Source organism: Enterobacter sp. MGH119, from assembly GCF_001037675.1.
GTDB classification, from domain to species: domain Bacteria; phylum Pseudomonadota; class Gammaproteobacteria; order Enterobacterales; family Enterobacteriaceae; genus Enterobacter; species Enterobacter hormaechei_C.
Genome location: NZ_KQ089931.1, coordinates 53129 through 68639, shown reverse-complemented (window position 1 = coordinate 68639; position 15511 = coordinate 53129). Strand labels below are relative to the sequence as shown.

General features: G+C 54.8%; 19 protein-coding genes. 6 read left to right on the top strand and 13 right to left on the bottom strand.

Annotated features, from left to right (window positions below):
* Positions 1 to 35 precede the first annotated feature (35 nt).
* From SK53_RS15080 to rpsF, 5 genes are all read right to left on the bottom strand, one after another.
* Positions 36 to 965, bottom strand: a complete 930-nt coding sequence (locus SK53_RS15080; RefSeq protein ID WP_017383942.1) for a DMT family transporter — start codon at positions 963 to 965, stop codon at positions 36 to 38.
* 152 nt (positions 966 to 1117) lie between these two features.
* Entirely contained in the window at positions 1118 to 1567 is a 450-nt protein-coding gene (gene rplI, locus SK53_RS15075) for a 50S ribosomal protein L9 (RefSeq protein WP_003856039.1), read from the bottom strand.
* Positions 1568 to 1608: 41 nt separating this feature from the next.
* Positions 1609 to 1836, bottom strand: a complete 228-nt coding sequence (gene rpsR, locus SK53_RS15070) for a 30S ribosomal protein S18 (protein ID WP_000135199.1) — start codon at positions 1834 to 1836, stop codon at positions 1609 to 1611.
* A 4-nt stretch (positions 1837 to 1840) separates the two neighbouring features.
* Positions 1841 to 2155 carry a primosomal replication protein N gene (priB, locus tag SK53_RS15065; RefSeq protein ID WP_003856035.1) on the bottom strand — a complete coding sequence of 105 codons (315 nt, stop codon included), beginning with the start codon at positions 2153 to 2155 and terminating at the stop codon, positions 1841 to 1843.
* Positions 2156 to 2161: 6 nt separating this feature from the next.
* Positions 2162 to 2557 (bottom strand): 30S ribosomal protein S6, encoded by a 396-nt coding sequence (rpsF, locus tag SK53_RS15060; protein WP_003856034.1) that lies wholly within the window; start codon positions 2555 to 2557, stop codon positions 2162 to 2164.
* A 340-nt stretch (positions 2558 to 2897) separates the two neighbouring features.
* Between rpsF and yjfY the strand changes: the two genes are divergently transcribed.
* A complete protein-coding gene (yjfY, locus tag SK53_RS15055; protein WP_017383944.1) occupies positions 2898 to 3173 on the top strand; it encodes a DUF1471 family protein YjfY in 276 nt (91 codons plus the stop codon).
* 134 nt (positions 3174 to 3307) lie between these two features.
* On the opposite strand, the gene SK53_RS15050 is transcribed toward yjfY, so the two are convergent.
* Genes SK53_RS15050 through ulaA form a run of 6 tightly spaced genes read right to left on the bottom strand, consistent with a single transcriptional unit; the run spans position 3308 to position 7715 of the window.
* Positions 3308 to 3994, bottom strand: a complete 687-nt coding sequence (locus tag SK53_RS15050) for an L-ribulose-5-phosphate 4-epimerase (RefSeq protein WP_048209727.1) — start codon at positions 3992 to 3994, stop codon at positions 3308 to 3310.
* Positions 3987 to 4847: an L-ribulose-5-phosphate 3-epimerase gene (locus tag SK53_RS15045; protein ID WP_048209726.1), complete on the bottom strand. Its 861-nt coding sequence runs from the start codon at positions 4845 to 4847 to the stop codon at positions 3987 to 3989. Before SK53_RS15045 ends, SK53_RS15050 begins: the two co-directional genes overlap by 8 nt.
* A 9-nt stretch (positions 4848 to 4856) precedes the next feature.
* Positions 4857 to 5507 (bottom strand): 3-keto-L-gulonate-6-phosphate decarboxylase UlaD, encoded by a 651-nt coding sequence (gene ulaD / locus SK53_RS15040; RefSeq protein WP_003856025.1) that lies wholly within the window; start codon positions 5505 to 5507, stop codon positions 4857 to 4859.
* Between the two features lie 12 nt (positions 5508 to 5519).
* Positions 5520 to 5987, bottom strand: coding sequence for a PTS ascorbate transporter subunit IIA (ulaC, locus tag SK53_RS15035; RefSeq protein ID WP_003856024.1), 468 nt, complete (start codon positions 5985 to 5987; stop codon positions 5520 to 5522).
* 9 nt (positions 5988 to 5996) lie between these two features.
* On the bottom strand, positions 5997 to 6302 hold the full coding sequence (ulaB, locus tag SK53_RS15030) for a PTS ascorbate transporter subunit IIB (RefSeq protein ID WP_003856022.1): 306 nt from the start codon (positions 6300 to 6302) through the stop codon (positions 5997 to 5999).
* 12 nt (positions 6303 to 6314) lie between these two features.
* On the bottom strand, positions 6315 to 7715 hold the full coding sequence (gene ulaA, locus SK53_RS15025; protein WP_003856019.1) for a PTS ascorbate transporter subunit IIC: 1401 nt from the start codon (positions 7713 to 7715) through the stop codon (positions 6315 to 6317).
* A 359-nt stretch (positions 7716 to 8074) separates the two neighbouring features.
* On the opposite strand from ulaA, the gene ulaG reads away from it, so the two are divergent.
* Positions 8075 to 9139, top strand: a complete 1065-nt coding sequence (gene ulaG, locus SK53_RS15020) for an L-ascorbate 6-phosphate lactonase (RefSeq protein ID WP_006810379.1) — start codon at positions 8075 to 8077, stop codon at positions 9137 to 9139.
* A 110-nt stretch (positions 9140 to 9249) separates the two neighbouring features.
* Positions 9250 to 10005, top strand: a complete 756-nt coding sequence (gene ulaR, locus SK53_RS15015) for an HTH-type transcriptional regulator UlaR (protein WP_003856014.1) — start codon at positions 9250 to 9252, stop codon at positions 10003 to 10005.
* Here ulaR and yjfP read toward each other — a convergent pair.
* A complete protein-coding gene (gene yjfP, locus SK53_RS15010) occupies positions 10002 to 10724 on the bottom strand; it encodes an esterase (protein ID WP_022650260.1) in 723 nt (240 codons plus the stop codon). The genes ulaR and yjfP overlap by 4 nt on opposite strands.
* 137 nt (positions 10725 to 10861) lie before the next feature.
* Here yjfP and bsmA point away from each other — a divergent pair, with 137 nt between their 5' ends.
* The 3 genes from bsmA (at position 10862) to SK53_RS14995 (ending at position 13717) form a co-directional block, all read left to right on the top strand.
* Positions 10862 to 11191: a biofilm peroxide resistance protein BsmA gene (gene bsmA / locus SK53_RS15005; RefSeq protein WP_003856011.1), complete on the top strand. Its 330-nt coding sequence runs from the start codon at positions 10862 to 10864 to the stop codon at positions 11189 to 11191.
* Between the two features lie 148 nt (positions 11192 to 11339).
* Entirely contained in the window at positions 11340 to 11615 is a 276-nt protein-coding gene (gene yjfN / locus SK53_RS15000; RefSeq protein WP_003856009.1) for a DUF1471 family protease activator YjfN, read from the top strand.
* Between the two features lie 170 nt (positions 11616 to 11785).
* On the top strand, positions 11786 to 13717 hold the full coding sequence (locus SK53_RS14995; RefSeq protein ID WP_048209725.1) for a methyl-accepting chemotaxis protein: 1932 nt from the start codon (positions 11786 to 11788) through the stop codon (positions 13715 to 13717).
* Here the strand turns inward: SK53_RS14995 and SK53_RS14990 are convergent.
* Positions 13714 to 15336, bottom strand: coding sequence for an isovaleryl-CoA dehydrogenase (locus SK53_RS14990; protein ID WP_032608358.1), 1623 nt, complete (start codon positions 15334 to 15336; stop codon positions 13714 to 13716). The two genes, SK53_RS14995 and SK53_RS14990, sit on opposite strands and share 4 nt — an antisense overlap.
* Positions 15337 to 15511: the final 175 nt, after the last annotated feature.

Here is a 15511-nt window from a genome sequence, read left to right as displayed (position 1 = left end):
GGGTAAGGCGATGCCGCCACCCGGCACTTTTGTTCTCAGGCACGCCGTTTATTCACCCACCAGATCCCCGAACAGACCAGCACCAGCGCAATCGCGTATTTGATGTCCAGAATGTTTTCGCCGAGGAAGATGGCGGAGAGCACCGTCCCTGCTACAGGTATGACAAAGTTGAACGGGGCAATCATACTCACGCGGTTTACTTTCAGCAGCGCGCTCCACAGGGCGAACGCCACGGATGAGAGCAGCGTCAGATACCCAAGCACGGCGACGGCTTTCATGCTGTGCACCTCCAGCGTCCCGCCCGTGGCATAGCCTCCCGCAACCAGTGCCGCCCCGCCTATCCCCAGCTGCCAGCCAGTCATCACCGTCGGGTCAACGGTCTGGGAAATGCGTTTCCCGTAAAGCGTGGCCGCAGAGAGAATAAAGGCGGCCAGCACCACAAATCCGTCACCTTTCCACACAAACTGGAACTCACTTAACCCGCTGTGGAAGTTCACCAGCATCACCCCGGCAAAGCCCAGAACACACCCCAGCGTTTTGTTATAGCTGAGTTTGTCGTTGTGGTAGATAAAGTGCGCCAGCAGCACGCTGAAGAAGGTCCCGGTGGCATTCATGATGGAGCCGTTCACCCCGGTCGTGTAGGCCAGGCCGATATAAAAGAAGGTGTACTGGAGGGAGGTCTGGGTCAGTCCGAGGATCGTGAGCTGGCCAAACTGCGTGGGCGTGAGCCTGCCAATCGGTTTTCGCTGGGCCAGGGCAAAAAGCAGCAGCAACGCGCCGGCAAACAGAAAACGGTATCCGGCAAAGACGACTTTGGAGGGGATATCATCGGTCGCGATCTGAAAGAGTTCGTAGCCACTTTTAATGGCCGGGTACGAGCTTCCCCAAAGCAGACAGCAGAGCGTGGCGCAGGCATAGGCCACATTTCGACGGGCAAAGACGGGCGTGGGCAGAGCAGTATCCATGACAAATCTCATAAATAAAATTGCGTTTCAATTTATTATCAGAGAATGCGTCAGGAATAGCGACCTTACAAGAGCAAAAGATGACGCAGGGTCACGCTAAAAAGCAAAACGCCGGCACAAGGCCGGCGCTTCGACGCGAGCAGAGTAAAAAATTACTCAGCTACTACGTTAACAACCAGTTTAGCGAACACTTCGCTGTGAACCTGGAAGTCAACTTCGTGCTCACCAGTGGTACGCAGAACGCCGTTCGGCAGACGAACTTCGCTCTTAGCCACTTTAACGCCTGCCGCAGTAACTGCATCAGCGATATCGCGGGTACCGATGGAACCGAACAGTTTACCTTCGTCGCCAGCTTTGGACGCGATGGTAACGGTGCCCAGTGCGTTGATTGCTTCAGCGCGAGCGTTAGCAGCCGCCAGAACGTCAGCCAGTTTGGCTTCCAGTTCAGCACGACGTGCTTCGAAAAACTCTACGTTTTTCTTAGTAGCTGGAACAGCTTTACCCTGTGGAACCAGGAAGTTACGAGCGTAACCCGCTTTAACGTTTACCTGATCACCCAGGCTGCCCAGGTTTGCTACTTTATCAAGCAGAATAACTTGCATTACCTTATCCTCTTAAAGTCGTATTAATGGACCGTGCCCGATTACTGATGACGATCAGTGTACGGCAGCAGAGACAGGTAGCGAGCGCGTTTGATAGCGCGAGCCAGCTGACGCTGATATTTTGCACGAGTACCGGTGATACGGCTTGGGACAATCTTACCGCTTTCGGTGATGTAGTTTTTCAGCGTTGCGATATCTTTATAGTCGATCTCTTGAACGCCTTCCGCGGTGAAACGGCAGAACTTGCGACGACGGAAATAACGTGCCATATGGCTAGTCTCCAGAATCTATCAAATCAATCTGCTCGGCATGCAGAACCATTTTGCTCAGGCCGTTCTTTGCCTTGTGGCAAGAAATGAACCCCTGAACGATTACTGCGCTACCGACCGTTAAACTGTGAGTAATGGCCTGGTTTTCGTGTCCGCTAATAATTACGGGCATTTGGCACCACGCCTGCCGGTGAAACCCGGCTTCCTCTTGCACAGAACGATGCTCAAGCACGAACTGGCAATGCGGAATTCCTGATGGGCTGACCTTTCGAAGGGGGGTCCTGCACACGGTGCCGGACAACACCAGACGGTTGGTCATCAGAAATTACTCTTCAGAATCCCCAGCATCAGAATCATCTGCGGTTTCGTTTGCGAAATCATCGCGACGCTCACGGCGCTCGTCTTTCGCTTTAACCATCGGAGATGCTTCGGTCACTGCGTGTTTGGTACGCATAACCATGCTGCGGATAACGGCATCGTTGAAGCGGAAGGTAGTTTCCAGCTCATCGATCACTTCCTGCGGAGCTTCAACGTTCATCAGAACGTAGTGTGCTTTGTGCAGTTTGTTGATCGGGTAAGCCAGCTGACGGCGGCCCCAGTCTTCCAGACGGTGGATCGTGCCTTCTGCACCAGTGATGGCAGCAGAGTAACGCTCGATCATGCCCGGAACCTGTTCGCTCTGGTCAGGGTGGACCATAAAAACGATTTCGTAATGACGCATCGAATTGCTCCTTACGGATTATTCAGCCTCCTGTCTGGGTCAGCCGAGGCCCGGGGAGGCAAGGAACGTGTTAAAGGTCGGCTGAAAAATTGACGCGTCATAATACTTGCGCCCCCCAGGAAACTCAAGCTGATTGCACAAATAATTCGCACAAAGGGTAAAGCTGTTCTAAGTGGGTGATTTAAAATCGCACTCATCAGAAGCGCTGTTTTTTTGAACAACATCATCAGAAATGGTCACCCATCCCAACCCGGGTAGCGATTACACTTTAATCAGAAACCCTGAACAGAGAAGGAGAGCATTCCCCCGTATCACAGCACGCAGTCGTGGAGCGCATATCATGAAAAGAATCGCAATCGCCATTTTGGCTGCGCTTTTGCTCAGTGCAAACGCGATGGCAGCCATCAGAATAGACAGCCAACAGGCCAGAAACATGGATGATGTGCAGAGCTTAGGCGTTATTTACATCAATCATAACTTCGCCACTGAAAGTGAAGCAGATCAGGCGCTTAATGAAGAAACCGATGCGCAGGGCGCAAAATACTATCACGTCATGCTGACACGTGAGCCCGGCAGCAACGGTAATATGCACGCCAGTGCAGATATTTACCAGTAACGCTTTATCGCTAGCACCAGGAAAGCAAAAGAAAATCAAAGCCATATATAATTTGCCCCCTGCCCGGGGGCTTTTTTATGAATGGCTCCGGAATACCACCGGTTACAACTGTTTCGGTATTCCAGAGCACTTATTCACTTCTGCCCGTAATAAGCATTCGGGCCGTGCTTACGCATGAAATGCTTGTTCATCAGATAATTATCAATGCCCTGAAGCTGTGGGTTAATGCCGCGCGCAATCCACGCCATTCTGGCCACCTCTTCCATCACCACCGCGTTATGCACGGCGTCATGCGCATCTTTACCCCAGGAGAATGGACCATGCTGGTACACCACAATACCCGGCGTATGCAGTGGTTCCGTCTCACCCAGCGTTTCGATAATGACCCTGCCGGTGTTAAGTTCGTACTCGCCTTCGACCTCAGTCTGCGTTAACGCCCGCGTGCAGGGAATATCACCGAAGAAGTAGTCCGCGTGCGTTGTACCCAAAGCAGGGATCGCCAGCCCGGCCTGTGCCCAGGCGGTGGCGTGCGTGGAATGGGTATGTACAATCCCCCCCAAGGACGGGTAACGCTGGTACAGCGCCAGATGGGTTGCCGTATCAGAAGAAGGACGCCATTTGCCTTCAACGACCAGTCCTTCCAGGTCAACCACCACCATATCGTCCGCTTTCATGGCGTCATAGGCCACGCCGCTCGGCTTAATCACCACCAGCCCCTGCTCGCGATCGATGGCGCTTACGTTGCCCCACGTAAACGTCACCAGTCCATAGCGCGGGAGATCCATATTGGCTTCAAAGACCTGCTGTTTCAGCTTAAGCATGTTCCGCCTCCATCAGTCCTGCCCGCGCCATGCGCTCGCACACCCAGTCCCGGGCTTTCGCCACTTCTGCCGCCGGATCGTCCGCGGTTTCGCTCCACATCTCAATCAGGTAAGGCCCGCAATAACCTGTCTGTTTGAGCGTCTGGAAGCACCGTTCGAAATCCACCACCCCGGTGCCGAACGGTACGTTTTTAAACACGCCGGGACGGGTATCTTTAACGTGCACCGCCACGATATGCCCGATGCCCGCCTGAAGCTCCATCTGTACGTCGTTATCCCATGCCGACAGGTTGCCGATATCCGGATAAAGCTGGAACCACGGGTTATTCAGATAGTGCGCGTAGCCCAGCGCCTTGCTGATGGAGTTCATCAACGGATAATCCATGATCTCCATCGCCAGCGTCACCTGCGCACGGCTTGCCATCTCAACGCTCTCTTTCAGGCCGTCACGGAAACGACGGCGCGTTTCATCATTGGCTTCCTGATAGTAAACATCATAACCCGCCAGTTGGATCACGCGGATGCCGACATCCTGTGCGAAGCGAATAGCTTTACGCATGATCTCCAGCCCTTCGGCGCGTACGGCATCATCTTCGCTGCCAAGCGGAAAACGACGATGAGCGCTCAGGCACATGGACGGCACGCGCACGCCCGTTTCCGCGATGGCGCTTACCAGTGCCAGGCGCTGGTCGCGGCTCCAGTCGAGGCGAGAAAGACGCTCGTCCGTCTCATCCACCGACATTTCGACAAAATCGAAGCCCAGCTGCTTCGCCAGCTGTAACCGCTCCAGCCAGCACTCCCCCGCAGGGAGTGCCTTTTCATAGATGCCAAGCGGGACCTGTTTTGACAACATACCCGCTCCTTAACCCCAAAGCTGAGCGATTGAGCGTTTAAACTGACGCGCAGCTTCCACCGGAGATTCCGCATCGCGAATGCTACGACCGGCAATAAAGACGTGAATTGGAATCCCCTTGAACAGCGGCAGATCTTCCAGCGCCAGGCCACCGGTTACGGTCACTTTGAAGCCCATATCGGCCAGACGTTTGATCGCGCTGATATCGGCTTCACCCCACGCCACGCCTGCGGCCTGCGCATCACGGCTGCGGTGATAAACCACCTGCTGGATACCTGCTTCGCGCCACTCCTGCGCCTGCTCCCAGGTCCAGAAACCGGTCAGTTCAATCTGCACGTCGCCATTGAACTCCTTCGCCACGTCCAGCGCGCCTTTCGCAGTGTTGATATCCGCACAGCAGATCACGGTGACCCAGTCGGCGTTGGCTTCAAAGCACATGCGAGAGAGAATTTTGCCCGCATCGGCGATTTTGGCATCCGCCAGCACGATTTTATGCGGATAGAGCGCCTTCAGGTCACGAACCGCACGAACGCCTTCGCCCACGCACAGAATGGTGCCGACTTCGATGATGTCCACTTCTTCCGCAATCAGACGGGTGGTTTCGTAAGCGTGAGACAGAGTCTGGTTATCCAGCGCGACCTGCAACATTGGTAATGACATTTTAAATTCCTCTTAAACGGCCGCCGCAGTGGCGTTATCAATTAAATCCAGCACGTCCTGCGCGGTACGGCAGGCGCGTAAACGGTCAAAATTAGCTTCATCATCAAACAGATTGACGATCTGCATGATGCCCACCTCCTGGTGGGTATTGGCATCGACAGCCGCCATAGTGATAAGGATGTCGACCGGGTCGTTATCTTCGTGGTTAAACACCAGCGGCGTTTTCAACGTCACCAGCGCGAAGCCGGTTTTCTTGACGCCCTCTTCCGGGCGGCCATGCGGCATCGCCAGGCCTGGCGCAATCACAAAGTAAGGGCCATGCTGCGCCACGCCATCCAGAATCGCCTGGTAGTAACGCGGCTCGACAACGTCAGCCTTAACCAGCAGATCCACGCTCAGCTTCACCGCTTCCTGCCAGGTGCTGGCTTCGGCCTGTAAAAGGATGGAGTTATTCTCTGCCAGCGAATCACGTAGTTTCATGTGGCATCCTTACTTCACGTCTTGTGGGAAGTGTTCTTTGATCACTTCCAGCAGCTTTGGTCCGAAATCCGCAGGCGACAGCATGTTGCGTACGCCTACCACGTATTTGTTGCCCGACACGCTAATCTCGCCGGCAATGTGCGTTGAGGCGATGATGATGTCCGCGCCGTTCAGTTCACTTTTGTATTCACCCACTGCGCAGCTGTTCACCGTGTGGTCAATGTTTGACTGGGTTAAAAACTGGTCCACTTTCATCTTCATGATCATGGAGCTACCTTGCCCATTGCCACACACAGCCAGGATACGTACGGTCATAATCGAAACTCCTTAATGAGCAGACACTTCTGCTGTTTGTTTTTCTGCATCTTCTTCAGCCCGCAGCGAACGGCCAGCGAAGAACATATAAGCCAGGGCAATCAGGATGATGACGGCCATAAAGACCAGCCCGACGGACGCAAAGCCCTGCATCATCGGCGGCGCCAGAATTGACCAGTCCGCCATGCCCATCCAGGCGCTCATGCCGGTGAGCTTGACCGCCCACACGCACCCGAAGATTTCAACCATGCCCATCACCAGGCAGATCTTGAGCGCTGCGCGCCATCCGCCGAAGTGGTTAGCAAACACGCCGATAGTGGCGTTGGAGAAGAACATCGGGATAAAGCCAGGAATAATCAGGATTGAGGAGCCACAGCCCACCAGAATGCCGACCGCAATCAGCTGGCCGATGGTGCCCCACATAAAGCCCCAGACAACGGCGTTTGGCGCAAAGCTATAGATAGCCGCACAGTCAATCGCCAGCACCGCGCCAGGGATCAGGCGCTGGGAGATGCCATTAAACGCTTCCGACAGTTCGGCGACGAACATACGCACGCCCTGGGTGATGATGAAAATAGCAACAGCGAAGGAGAAACCGGTTTGCAGGATATAGACCGTCCAGTGGGTTTTACCCGCCATCGCCTGCACCACGTCAATGCCAAAGGAGAGCAGGATGGCGCCGAAGAAGATGGTCATCACAATTGCCGTGGAGACGATGTTGTCGTGGAAGATATTCAGCCAGCCAGGCAATTTGAGATCTTCAACACTCTCCTCTTTTTTGCCCAGGTACGGCGCGACTTTGTAAGCAATCCAGGAGGCGAACTGCTGCTGGTGACCGATGGAGAAACCGCAGCCGTCCGTAACGTCCTGCGTTGGCTTATACATCATGTTGGAGGTGATGCCCCAGTAAAGTGAGACCAGCACTGCCGTGCAGATGACCGTGGTCCACATTGGGTAGCCGAAGATATAGAGAGAAACGGCAATCAGACCCGCCTGCTGGAACATGATGTGCCCGGTGAGCATGATGGTGCGAATACCGGTGATACGGCGCAGGAGCACGTAAATGATGTTCAGCGCCAGCGCGAGCAGTACCGCATACCCAACCCAGCTGTATGCATCTCCCATGCGATCGATGGTGGCCATCATGGACGCGTAAGTGTCAGAGATGGCGCCGTTAATGCCGTACACCTCTGACATTTTGGCAACAACCGGCTTAAACGTGCTGGTCAGAATGCCAGACCCCGCCTGCAACAGCATAAAACCAATGATGGTTTTGATGGTGCCTTTGATAATCACGCTGACGCTTTTGCGCAGCAGGATGTACCCCAGGCACGTCACGATACCCAGCAACAGCGGGGCGTTGGTCATTACCTGATTAAAGAAAACGGTAAAGACGTTGTAGAGGATCTCCATAACTCTCTCCAGAAAATGAGAACACGAGGGGCAATCCCTGTGTGGTTGGTGTCATCACTCTATTAATCACAAATAATCATCACAAGATTGCATTTGATTATTTGTGACGGATCACGCAATTTATTTCCATGGCGTTAGTAATGATTTTCACTACCGAACTAATTCAATAAATAAATTCTTAATTTTCAGTACATTAATCATTTATAGCGGTTATCTTATCAACGTCATGATGTTTTTTCTGTGATGTGGCGAGGGGAATTTTCCGTAAATAAGCCATTGCAAATCGATTTAAACAGTGCCAGCATTAATCACAACAAGTCACAGTATGATTACTTTTGATTAAAACCAGGAGTCAAACGATGAGTAAAGTGAAAACCATCACCCGTGAATCATGGATTCTGAGTACCTTTCCGGAGTGGGGTAGCTGGCTGAACGAAGAGATCGAGCAGGAACAGGTTGCTCCTGGCACATTTGCGATGTGGTGGCTGGGCTGCACCGGGATCTGGCTGAAATCAGAAGGCGGCGCCAACATTTGCGTTGATTTCTGGTGCGGCACCGGCAAACAGAGCCACGGCAATCCACTGATGAAAAAAGGCCACCAGATGCAGCGTATGGCCGGCGTTGAAAAGCTCCAGCCGAACCTGCGCACCACGCCTTTTGTGCTTGATCCTTTTGCCATTCGCCAGATCGACGCCGTTCTCTCTACCCACGATCACAACGATCATATCGACGTGAACGTGGCGGCAGCGGTTATGCAAAACTGCGCGGACGACGTACCGTTTATCGGGCCGCAGACCTGCGTGGATTTGTGGATTGGCTGGGGCGTGCCAAAAGAGCGCTGCATCGTGATGAAGCCGGGCGACGTGGTGAAAATCAAAGATATTGAGATTCACGCGCTGGATGCCTTTGACCGCACCGCGCTGATCACCCTGCCTGCCGATCAGAAAGCCGCAGGCGTACTGCCAGACGGGATGGACGAGCGCGCAGTGAACTATCTGTTCAAAACGCCTGGCGGTTCCCTGTATCACAGCGGTGACTCCCACTACTCCAACTACTACGCGAAGCACGGTAACGAGCACCAGATTGACGTGGCGCTTGGCTCTTACGGTGAAAACCCGCGCGGGATCACCGACAAAATGACCAGCGCGGATATGCTGCGTATGGCCGAAGCGCTGAACACCAAAGTGGTGATCCCGTTCCACCATGATATCTGGTCAAACTTCCAGGCCGATCCGCAAGAGATCCGCGTCCTGTGGGAGATGAAAAAAGACCGCCTCAAGTATGGCTTCAAGCCGTTCATCTGGCAGGTTGGCGGCAAGTTCACCTGGCCGCTGGATAAAGACAATCTTGAGTATCACTACCCGCGTGGTTTCGATGATTGCTTTACGATTGAACCCGATCTGCCGTTCAAGTCCTTCCTCTGATACCGAGGCCCAATCGCCAGACCCTGCGTCTGGCGATGTCATTTTTATTTTAGTAATTTCACGCTATTTCAAATATCATCTTTTCAAATCAATTCTTATCGGAATAGCTCATGACGGAAGCGCAACGGCATCAAATTTTACTGGAACTCCTGGCGCAAACAGGGTTTATCACCGTCGAGAAAGTGATCGAACGTTTAGGGATCTCCCCCGCTACCGCGCGACGGGATATCAACAAGCTGGATGAGAGCGGCAAGCTGAAAAAAGTCCGCAATGGCGCAGAGGCCATCAGCCAGCAGCGTCCACGCTGGACGCCGATGAACATCCACCAGGCGCAGAATCACGATGAAAAGGTGCGGATTGCCAGAGCGGCGTCACAGCTGGTGAATCCCGGGGAGAGCGTGGTGATCAACTGCGGTTCGACGGCGTTTCTGCTGGGCCGTGAAATGTGCGGCAAGCCGGTGCAAATCATTACCAACTATCTGCCGCTGGCCAATTATCTCATTGACCAGGAACATGAAAGCGTGGTGATCATGGGCGGCCAGTATAACAAGAGCCAGTCCATCACCCTGAGCCCGCAGGACAGTGAAAACAGCCTCTACGCCGGGCACTGGATGTTTACCAGCGGCAAAGGCCTGACGGCGGATGGACTGTATAAAACCGATATGCTCACCGCAATGGCAGAGCAGAACATGCTTAACGTGGTGGGCAAGCTGGTGGTGCTGGTCGACAGCAGCAAGGTCGGTGAACGTGCCGGCATGCTTTTCAGCCGCGCCGAGCAAATCAGCATGGTGATCACCGGCAAAAACGCCAACCCCGAGATCCTCAGCAAGCTGGAGGATCAGGGTGTCACGGTGCTGCGCGTTTAAAGGTGCTGGCGGAAGAATTCCACGGTTGCTTCCAGCGCGGCCGGGGTAATACGGTGCCGGACACCTGCTCCCCACAGGCAGGTCAGATTGCTGTCCAGCCCTTCACGCTGTAGCGCCTGTTGCAGGCGGAACGTTTCACCGGGCGGTACGACGTCATCGGCGTCCCCATGCCACAGAAGCAGCGGACGATCGGCCAGCTGCGAAAGCGCATGGCTGACGTCCCATTCTGACAACAGGGCCTCAATCTCCTGAGGGGCCTGCGGCGGGAACAGCGTCTTTGCCAGTGACGTAAAGTAGCCCGATCCCATCAGGCAAGCCACGGACGTCACCTCCGGATGCCTGGCCATGATCCCCAGCGCCGTCATTCCGCCCATTGATGCGCCTGCGACCGCCAGCCGTTTCCCCTCCACCAGCCCGGCCTGCAAGAGCGCGTCACGCAGCCCGGCGAACTCGGTCAGATTGCCGTGCAGCGTTTGCCAGAACAGCCCCAGCCGCGCCTGCTCATCGCCCGTAAAGCGTGCCCCATGATTCGGCGCATCAGGCATGACCACCCGGAAACCGGCCTGCGCCAGCGCGACGGCAAAATAGCTGTAGACCAGCTTCGAGGAGAGAAAGCCATGATAGAAAACTACCGTCGGCAGCGGCTGTTCACCTTTACCAGCCGGAAAAGCATGGATGATTTCATGCTCACTCAGCTGGCGAGTTTCAATTTCAATCATTGTCGATCCTGTGCTGATGAATGATTCATAATGTTGAGAGCTGGATTACGGTTTCACGATATTTTCATTCGAAATCTACGTCCCAGATAACACTTCGGGAACATTCCCCCAAAACTAAATTCGCAGACAACTACACTATGGCTATCAGGAAAAGAGACAGGTTTATGCGCAGGCTTACCGCTTTATTGCTGGTCTCGCTGCTCAGCGGATGTTCCGTATTGCAGGGTACGCCAGAACCGGCGCCGCCGGTTACCGATCATCCTCAGGAAATTCGTCGTAATCAGACGGAAGGATTACAACGCCTGGGTACCGTATCCGCGATGGTTCGTGGTTCCCCGGATGATGCAGAAGACGCAATTGAAGCGCAGGCCGTTGCCGCAAAAGCAGATTATTACGTCATCACGATGATTGATGAAACCATTATTACGGGACAGTGGTACGCCCAGGGCATTTTGTACCGTAAGTAAGCATCATCATTTGAACGACTTTTACACTGCTTTGCGTCCGTAGACATTTTCCTGTCCACAATAAACTCCATGCCAGCAACAATGGAAATGAGTTTATTCGCGAAGGATTGCCCGGCGGATACCGGAGACACGTGAAAAGGAGCTGACGATGAAACGAACCCTTGCTTTAACGACGCTATTGCTTTCAGCGGGCCTGCTGAGCACCACGGCGCAGTCGGCCGAATTTGCCAGCGCGGATTGCGTCACGGGCCTGAACGAGATTGGTCAGATCTCCGTCAATAATATCACGGGGAGTCCGCAAGACGTTGAACGTGTCGTCGCTCTGAAGGCCGATGAACAGGGCGCATCCTGGTATCGCATCGTCCAGATGCAGGAAGATCACCATGTTAATCACTGGCGCGTGCAGGCCATTCTTTATGCCTAATCCCTTCCGATAAAAGCCACTTAATTTTAGTGGCTTTTCACTTTTGCAAATTTTTTATCTCCCAAAAAACCTAACGAAAACATAAATGTAACATTAAGTTACATTAAAAAGGTAAACGTTATCTCTGCTCGGCCGTTGAACAGCCATCACTTTTCAATAATGAGCAATTTATGATCACCTTTTTCCGCCGGGCAGGTCTGGGCACGAAGCTATCGCTGCTAACAGGTGCCAGTGTCGCCACGCTTTTTTTGCTGTTCACTTTTCTGTTGAGCCACAACGCCAGCCAGCAGCTTGAAGATCTTGCGGTTGAAGACCTGCATAACCAGTCTACCGGCATGGTGGATATGGTAGAGATGTTCAACACCAGCCTGAGCGAAGAGGTCGAGAGCTATACCCGCCTGTTCACCACCTTTTTGCCACAGCCATTGAACAGCGACAGCAGCCAGAGCCGGACCATTAACGGCCTTACCGTTCCTCTGCTGAAGGGCGGTGAAACGGAGTTGCATGAAAACAATACGCTTTCTGATGACTTCCTGAGCCGAACGGGGGCCATCTCGACGCTGTTTGTCCGCAGCGGTAACGATTTTATCCGCGTGGCCACGTCGCTGCGCAAAGAGAATGGCGACCGCGCCATCGGAACCGTTCTTGATAGCACCAGCCCGGCATTTGCGGCTGTCACCAAAGGGGAGGTCTATCGCGGCCTCGCGCTGCTGTTCGGCAAGCGCTATATCACGCAGTACCAGCCTGTTAAAAATGCGGAAGGCCAGGTTATCGGGATTATCTTTGTTGGCGTCGACATCACCCATTCCTGGAACGTCATGCGCGAGAAAATCCTTAACCGTCGTCTGGGCAAGAGCGGTCACTTCTTTGTACTGGATCGCAGCAGCGGTAAAACGCGCGGACAGTATCTGTTCCATGCCAGCGAAGAGGGCAAACTGCCCAACTGGGACACGGCGACACAGCAGCAGCTTCTGAGTGATAAAGCCGGCACGCTGGAACGCGTGAGCGCGGATGGCCGTACGCTCAAAGTCGCCTACACGCCGCTGCCGGGCTGGAACTGGACCATCGTGGGTGAAGTGGATAAAGCCGTACTGCTTTCAAGCGTCACCACGCTGCGCGATCGCTTCCTGATGGCGGGCGTGGTGCTATCCGCGCTCTTCGCGGGCCTGTTCGTTATCCTCATTCGCCGGATGCTAACCCGCCCACTGCGCGCAGTGATCGCGCTTGCCCGGCAGTATGCCGCAGGCGATCTTCGCGCCAGCCTGCCGGTAACCCGCCAGGATGAAGTCGGCCAGCTGATTGATGCCATCAATGGGATCGGGGGCGGCCTGCAAAAAATTGTGTTGCAGGTCCGCGAGGCCGCAAGCGAAATCCATCTGGGGACTAAAGCGCTGGCTTCAGATACCGGCGAGATCTCTGAACAAATCAACAAACAGGCCAGCAGCGTTGAGGAGACCTCCGCCAGCATGGAGCAATTAGCCGCCACCGTGCAGCAAAATGCCGCCAACATGGAGCAAACTCAGCAGCTGGTGGGTGAAACCTCGCGCGCGGTGCATCAGGGTGGAGAGACGGTGACCCACGCAGTTTCCACCATGGATGATATTCGTGATGCATCGAAACGCATTGAAGACATCACCCGCGTGATTGAGTCCATCGCTTTCCAGACCAATATCCTGGCGCTCAATGCGGCGGTTGAAGCGGCGCGGGCGGGCGAGCACGGGAAAGGTTTTGCAGTGGTGGCGCAAGAGGTGCGCGCCCTGGCCGCACGCAGCGCCAACGCGGTAAAAGAGATTGAGCAGCTGATTGGCGACACGCTGAACAAGGTGAGCGAAGGCCATGCGCTTTCTGAGCAGACGCGTCTGGCGATGGATGCCATCATTGTTCATATCGATAACATCAGCCAGCTTGTTACCGAGATCAACCACGCCTCCCGCGAGCAGTCTGCGGGGATTGGTCAGGTGAATCTGGCGATGACGCACATCGGTGAGGCATCGCACATCAATGCCGATCGTATCTCACGCAGCGAGCAGACGGCGCAGACGCTGCGCGAGAAGGGTTCACATCTCACCCGGCTGGTGAGCCTGTTCCAGCTTAAAGCTTAACCGACCCGGCCCGTGGCGCGCAGCAGCAGATCGTTTTGCACCTGTTCGCTCATCAGCGTGCCGCCCCTGGTATCCAGCATCATGCGGCACCACGCCTGCGCTACGGGCGGCGTTGCGTGCCGCAGTATCTGGCTTCCGGCCCCGAGTAAAAAGAGCTGCCGCGCGATCTCCCTGCCCTGCGCTTCCTGCGGTTTACGCAGCTTCTGCTGTAGCTGCCGCCAGCTGCGATCGAAGTGCCTGTCCTGGCCTTTTACCTGCGCGAAATCATCGGCGAGCAGGTCGAGAATGCCCGACTGCTTCGCCAGTACGCGCAGTACATCCAGGCACATAATATTGCCAGAGCCTTCCCAGATGCTGTTAACGGGCATTTCACGGTACAACCGCGGAAGCTCACTCTCTTCGCAATAGCCTGCGCCGCCCAGCACCTCCATTGCCTCTGCCACAAACGGTATGCCCGCTTTGCAGACGCTGTATTTTGCCGCCGGAGTGAATAGCCGCGCCCATGCGGCTTCCTGCGGGTCGGTGCGGTTATCCCACGCCCGGGCGAGTCGGAACAGCAGTGCCGTGTGTCCCTCCAGCACCAGCGCCATACGGCTTAGCACGTCGCGCATTAACGGCTGGTCGATAAGATTTTTGCCGAAGGTCTGCCGCTGATGGGCATGATAAAGCGCCACTGAGAGCGCACGGCGCATCAGTCCGTGGCTGCCAAGCGCACAGTCAAAGCGCGTCAGCCCGCCCATCTTCAGAATTTGCCGGACACCTTCACCCTCTTCGCCCAGCAGCCAGCCGTAAGCATCAAGGAACTCAGCCTCACTGCTGGCATTTGAACGGTTACCGAGCTTGTCCTTCAGACGCTCAAGGCGCACGGCATTGCGTTGCCCGTCGGGTAAGAAACGCGGGACAAAAAAGCAGGACAACCCGCCCTTCGCCTGCGCGAGCACCAGATGCGCATCGCTCTGCGGCACGGAGAAAAACCATTTGTGCCCCACCAGCCGGTAACTGCCATCACTGCATTTCTCTGCTTTGGTGGTATTACTGAGTACGTCCGAACCGCCCTGCTTTTCCGTCATCCCCATGCCGATCAGCAGGCCGCGCTTTTGCGCCCCCGGTGCGAGATGGGGATCGTAGCGATCGCTCATCAGCGGCGTTAACCAGTCGTGAAACGGTTTGGGTAGCGACTGTAGCAACAGCGGCGTGGCCGCAAAGGTCATGGTCACCGGGCATAGCGTTCCCGCCTCCACCTGAGCATGCAGCACAAAACGCGCGGCCCTGGCGACGAACGATCCTTTCCGCGCCTCCTCCTCCCACGCCAGGTTGTGCACCCGGTTGGCGCAAAGCCCCTGCATCAGAAGATGCCATGCTGGATGAAAGCGGACGTCGTCCAGCCGCTCTCCCGTGGCGTCATAACGCAGCAGCTCCGGCGGATTAACGTTCGCCAGCCTGCCCAGCTCCAGCGACTCCGCCGTACCCAACTGCTGTCCGATGCTGGCAAGAAGATCCACATCCCACTCAGCCCCTTCGCGCGCTACCGCATCGCGCAGGGCGCAATCAGAGAGAAAAAGGTTGCTGTTCGATAGCGGTGCAGGTTGATTAAAAACGGTATGAGTCTGCCAGTGCATGCTGTCTCCCTCCTTTCATTGGCAATAAAGGTAAGTATGGACAGAGGGCATGCACGCTGCATGGGAGGGGGGTCACACGATGACAATCGTGTTGATATCATTCGTGAAATAGCTCACAGAACATAAGAATAAACTATTTCATTACTTCACTAATGCTGAATAATTTATTCTTACC